This window comes from Winogradskyella sp. (assembly GCF_013213975.1).
Taxonomy (GTDB): Bacteria; Bacteroidota; Bacteroidia; order Flavobacteriales; family Flavobacteriaceae; genus Winogradskyella.
On sequence record NZ_JABSST010000154.1, the window covers coordinates 1 to 2292 of the forward strand.

Annotated in this window: 1 protein-coding gene; it reads right to left on the bottom strand. The window is 36.2% G+C overall.

The annotated features are described in order from the left end of the window. Window positions 1-290 precede the first annotated feature (290 nt). A complete protein-coding gene (locus HRU49_RS14550; RefSeq protein WP_296358442.1) occupies window positions 291-2114 on the bottom strand; it encodes a hypothetical protein in 1824 nt (607 codons plus the stop codon). Window positions 2115-2292: the final 178 nt, after the last annotated feature.

Sequence of the window (2292 nt, forward strand, 5' to 3'; positions counted from 1 at the left end):
CCTAAGAAGTTTCTGGAAATTTCATTTCCAAAATAATCAGAAAAAGTGTCTGGAATGAATTCATTTTGATTGCTATCATTGGTAATACCATCATCCCTTTGACAGGATGCTAAAATGAGGCATAAAACGAGAAAGATTTTTGAGAAAAATTGAGTTGATTTCATAGCGATTGATTTTAGTTTTCTTTTTTAAATAGATGTGAAAAACGAAAAAGGGTTGCGTAGAAATCTTAAACAAAAAGAAAAGCCTTCAAATTATTGAAGGCTTTTTATGGGCTCTATTTTATGATTTTAATTGTCTCTTAAAACATGGACAACACCAGTAATAGTGTGCGGATCACCGTTATAGTCTTGGTAGTCTCCGCTAAAATTAATATCTATATATTCTCCCACATTTTCAAGGGTGCTTAAGTTATAAGTAATGTTGTTATTCTCATCAGATACGCTTAAACATTCTCCTATAAAAAAGCCAGTATCGTCTGTTGTTCCTCCTTGGAAGGTGTAATTATCATAGGTGCCTAAATAGTCAGGATCATTTAACGCACCATACATATAAAAGCAATTTTCTTGATCGTTATTTGATGCAAAAATGTCTATGGTTGGCGTAGAGGAATTTGGATTAGACTGGTAAAAATTAGCTGAAATATTCTCGAAAATAATCACACTGTCACCACCATCGATGGTATACTGAATAAATTCGGTTACAGCATTACAAGCGCTAATCGTCCCGATATCGGTTACAGGTGTTGTAAAGGTATAGCTAATGCTGTCTGTTGTTTGTAGGTTAACATAGTCACTACCTTGAATGCTAAAGGTATTATTATCACTACATCTCAGTAGATTAATTTCGAAGGTACCATCGGTAACAGCATCGGTAAAAATTTGATTGGCATAACCTAATCTTACATAGCCATCGGTAACATCGGCACCATCGCAAGTACTAAAGGTTCCAAAGGCTGTTTCTTGAATGATATCTGGATTATCTGGAACCACTATAGTAATATCTGAGTCTGCTGTAAACGGACCAATAACTTGCGTTAATAATGATGCATCATCACAAAAATCATAACTGTAAACGTTTAGTTCTAAGGCTTCACCACTTGGTACGAATCCACAAACTTCACCATTTTCATTGGTATAGCCATACGTAGTTCCAAAAGTGCCACTTGTTATACTAATGGATAAATTATTTAAAGGCTGGTTGTTAGCGTTAGTAGCCGTTACACAAAGGGTTATGGCTTCTGCGGGAATGTCGCAATTCCAAAATGAAAAATGCGTTACATTTCCTACGTACATATTGCCTTGTAGCGTTGCAAATCCTTCTTGTTTCCAATAGCCATTAGTTTCATCGAAAGACCAAAGTGGGATGGTTGCCGGAGTAATACTCATTAAACTTGCATCAACTGGAATTCTAATTTCAGAAGTCGAACCTTCGGCTAAATTAAGGTCTTCTCCACCAGAACCAATTAACTCCACAGCAAGCATACCCAAGGTTTGCAGCATGCGTTCAGCTCCGTCTTCGTTTTCTGCATATAGCATACCTGGCATTTGCATCACCATGTCTTCGTCTGCTGGGTCTAAATGACGAATGACCACATCTACATTTCCAGTGTACTCGGTTCCATCTTCTTTTACAAAGTTTCCGTCAAAACTCACAGAACTGCCATCATTTGCAGTAACTGTTTCTGCAGATCCACTATTTACACTTCCTGCAATCGTGGCTTCTAAAAGCATAATGGTAACCTTGTTGATACCGCGTGTTGGTACCACACTTCGAGACCCATGAATATAACCTGCTTTCTCTGCTTTGATATAGCCAAAACGTTCATTTACAGTAGCGTTGTTAAGGATAAAAACACCATTTTCGTCTGTAGTGGCCGTTTGGCTGCCTATAGTAATTGTAACTCCTTCTATTGGATTTTTATCCGTATCAATAACATTTCCAAGAAAGTTTCGTGATACGGGATTTCCAAAATATTCTGAGAAGGTGTCTGGAATATTTTCTTGTTGGTTCCCTCCATTAGAAGGGCCATCGTCTTGCTGACAACCTGTTAAGGTTATCAGCGCTAATAAAATAATTAAAATAAGATTTGGGTAGGTTTTAATGCTTTTCATAATAGGTGTAGATTTAAATTAAGTTGTTTATTGTTGTTTATAAAACAGATGTATCTCAATTTCTCCTACCTGACATTAATTTTCACCACAAAAAAAACCTCACTAAAATGTGAGGGTTTATAGTATTTTAAAAGGAATTATTAAATTTCGAATGCGGATTTTACTTTATCAACATAAT

Coding starts and splice junctions, on each gene's coding strand:
- HRU49_RS14550 (WP_296358442.1), bottom strand. CDS start 2,114: ATGAAAAGCATTAAAACCTACCCAAATCTTATTTTAATTATTTTATTA.